Below are 3,192 nucleotides of genomic sequence, written 5' to 3'. Positions count from 1 at the left end.
GATTAATGGCGGCTTTTTTAATCGTAATAATCAGTTACCTTTGGGAGCAATTCGTGTGGATGGCAAATGGTTATCTGGACCAATTTTAAACCGAGGAGCGATCGCATGGGATAATCGTGGTAAAATCAGGATCGATCGCCTGAGTTTAGAGGAAACTCTCATTACTGCCACCGGACAACGTTTTCCCCTAACCCAGTTAAATAGTGCCTTTGTGGCAGCCGGCTGCAGTCGTTATACTCGCGATTGGGGAAGTAATTATCATCCCCTCACCGAGCGGGAAACTGGGTTAGTCGTCCAAGGCGATCGCGTGACGGAGAAATTAAATAATCTTTTGCCACAGGATAGTATAGAAATACCAGAAAATGGCTATTTAGTCATCTGCCGAAAGACAGATATTAATTTAAATATTGGTGAGACAGTCAACCTCGATAGCGTCACCCTACCGAGGGATTTTGCCAATTATCCTCAGATTTTAGGTGCTGGCCCCCTATTATTGCAGAATGGGCGCATAGTTTTGGATGGAAATGCCGAAAAATTTAGTCCGGCATTCCAAAATCAACAAGCTTCTCGCAGTGCGATCGCAGTTAGCCGAGAAGGAAAAATTCTGCTAGTTGCTATCCATAATCGCGTCGGGGGAAGGGGGGCAACTTTAGGCGAATTAGCTCGAATTTTGCTGTTAATGGCGGCAACAGACGGTTTAAACCTAGATGGGGGTAGTTCCACTGGAATAACCTTAGGGGGTTATCTGCTCGATCGCTCTGCCGTTACCGCCGCAAAAGTCCATAATGGAATAGGGATATTTTTATCCCCGTCTCCTTGAAAAGTGTGAAAACAATGGATAATAGCGACTGGATTAAACAATTGCTGCTGATGGGTATTGGCACTACTTCCATGGTGGCAGAAAAGATCAAAGAAGTGAGCGATGAATTAGTAAAAGACGGTAAAATCAATTCCGATCAGGCTAAAAACTTTGTCGATGATCTGATGACACAGATGAAGTCCGAACAGGGAAACTTCGAGAATAACTTAGAACGCTATATTCGCCAGATCTTGCGGGATTTAGGGGTTCCCCGACAATCGGAAATGGACGAACTGCGGGGAAGGATTGATAGATTAGAACGGCAGGTGAGAGACTTAGAGAATAAACTCTGGCGTTAGGGAACTATGAAATCAATGCGCGAAATCTTGCTCAGTTTTGCTATTATTGCGGTTTGTGGCTTATTTTTAATCGTTGCTTCCCTCTTTGGTGGAGGGGAAAAAACCAATGCGATCGCCGCAGAAATAGATCCACCCGCTATCACTCAAACTATTAATAAGGAAATCATCTCCATGGATTTAGATCAAGCAGTTACCACCGATTCGGGACTAAAATACATCGATATCGTGGAAGGAACTGGAGAAAGTCCCCAAAAAGGTCAAAAAGTGACTGTTCACTACACGGGAACCCTCACAGACGGCAAAAAATTCGATAGTTCCAAGGATCGCAATCAACCTTTTACCTTTACCATTGGAGTGGGTCAAGTGATCAAAGGATGGGATGAAGGAGTCGCATCGATGAAAGTCGGTGGACAGCGTACCTTAATTATCCCCCCAGAATTGGGTTATGGTGCGCGGGGTGCCGGTGGGGTAATTCCTCCCAACGCGACTTTACTTTTCGATGTGGAATTGTTGGGAGTTAAATAGGTTTTTCCTCTGATTTTTCACTTCTACCCGCATCTATCCTGAATGCGGGTTTTTTGACAGATTGCTGGAAGCTAAGGGCAAAATCAGGAGGATTTAGTAAATTCTAGACCGTTTTCGCTGCCGTAACGCTCCATAAAACGCATAAAACGATCCCACTCTGCGGGAGAATTAAAAATAACCGTAGCTTCGATCGCCGTAGGTTTACCGTTGATGAATTTGCCTTTTACTTCCCTGGTGACGATTTCCCCTTCCTCATCGACGAGATACATCCCCGTGATTTCCTCGGTTTGTTGATCTCCGAGGATAGTCGGTTGATCAAAATAAAATTTTGCCGATCCCTTCTCTCCCGTTTTAGTGCGACTTAAGCGGATATCGGGAACAATCGGTTCTTTTAACCCCCTGGAAAACTGAATTTCTGCCATTACTTTTCTTTATCCTTCTCATAAAATAGACATTTCTAGATCATCTCACACCAAGTCGCAAGTAAAAAGCAGATGCAACAGCATAAACTTAAAATATCCACGGTCAACTCGTGGGAGTAGGTTTGACTGATGAAAGATCACTTGTAAACCTCTCCCTTCCCACTGATAACCGATCACTGATAACCAATAACTGAGATGAGATGGTTTTATTAGAAGCAGCGGTTCATTCTTCCCTACGCGCTTTTTTACGCGAACAAGGACGCTTTTACTGGTCTCATCATCTCACTATGGGGCGACTGGTGGCTAGAGCTTTACGCTTAAAACGTTCCTCTCTCATACAAACTGGAACTACTCTATCCCGTTATTGTCTCAGTTATCTCACCCCGGCTCTTTTGGGTGATACACCTGTTCTGATTGTTGCCCCAGAGTCAGAACTAAACCTACTGTTAGAAGTGGAAATCCCCCATCTGCAAGCATGGTTACAAACTCAGCGAGATATCCTCAAAAGCGATCGCTTTCCCGCTAATTTTACCGGTTTACTCCTCACCACACCCCAACAATGGTTAGAGGATAAATTGGGCAATCTCGGTCATTTTCCCCAGAATATCCCCACAATAATCGATCGGGCCGAAGATTTAGAAACTTGTCTAGTAGATTATCTCACCGTCACCATTACTCCCGAACAATGGTTCGCTTTAGGGTCAGCATATCCCCAGCATAAAGAGGTTATAGACTTAATTAAAGCACAACTTAGCCAAAGTATTCTTGGTCATCCAATTAATCCCTATAATTGCTATCTTATTGATGCCAAGGAAAAAGAATATATAATTGCTCTCCTGCAACGCTTGGATCAAGACTTAGTCACTAATTCTGCTTGGCAACTTTTAGCGGCAAAAATCCCCGAGCATAATTATCTCCTCTGGACATCAGTAGATCGAGATCGAGAAGAATTTACCCTAAAAATCAGTCCTTTGGAGGTGGCTAGTTTTTTCAAACCGATTTGGCAGCAGCAACCCTTTGTTTTAATCGGCAGTTTTTTAGATAGCGAAAAATCCGCTAATTTATACCGTCAAAATCAGGGTATCGG

At 43.7% G+C, this 3,192-nt stretch carries 4 protein-coding genes and 1 pseudogene; 4 read left to right on the top strand and 1 reads right to left on the bottom strand.

Features of this window, described 5'->3' with window-relative positions; translation table 11 throughout:
- The 3 genes from PX484_RS25080 to PX484_RS25070 form a co-directional block, all read left to right on the top strand.
- A partial coding sequence (locus tag PX484_RS25080; RefSeq protein ID WP_288106109.1) for a phosphodiester glycosidase family protein occupies positions 1-820 on the top strand: 820 nt, incomplete at its 5' end.
- A 14-nt stretch (positions 821-834) separates the two neighbouring features.
- Entirely contained in the window at positions 835-1,158 is a 324-nt protein-coding gene (locus tag PX484_RS25075; protein WP_002737682.1) for a phasin family protein, read from the top strand.
- Between the two features lie 6 nt (positions 1,159-1,164).
- A complete protein-coding gene (locus PX484_RS25070) occupies positions 1,165-1,683 on the top strand; it encodes an FKBP-type peptidyl-prolyl cis-trans isomerase (protein WP_002803929.1) in 519 nt (172 codons plus the stop codon).
- A gap of 83 nt (positions 1,684-1,766) precedes the next feature.
- Here PX484_RS25070 and psb28 read toward each other — a convergent pair whose 3' ends face one another.
- Positions 1,767-2,105: a photosystem II reaction center protein Psb28 gene (gene psb28, locus PX484_RS25065; RefSeq protein WP_104396760.1), complete on the bottom strand. Its 339-nt coding sequence runs from the start codon at positions 2,103-2,105 to the stop codon at positions 1,767-1,769.
- Between the two features lie 200 nt (positions 2,106-2,305).
- Between psb28 and PX484_RS25060 the strand changes: the two are divergent.
- Positions 2,306-3,192 (top strand): annotated as a pseudogene (locus PX484_RS25060) (ATP-dependent DNA helicase); the annotation flags it as partial.

Origin of the sequence: Microcystis sp. M49636_WE2 (assembly GCF_030065375.1) — a bacterium.
GTDB classification, from domain to species: Bacteria; Cyanobacteriota; Cyanobacteriia; order Cyanobacteriales; family Microcystaceae; genus Microcystis; species Microcystis aeruginosa_C.
The sequence above is the reverse complement of the archived record's forward strand: the minus strand, read 5'-3'. Positions and strand labels throughout refer to the sequence as shown.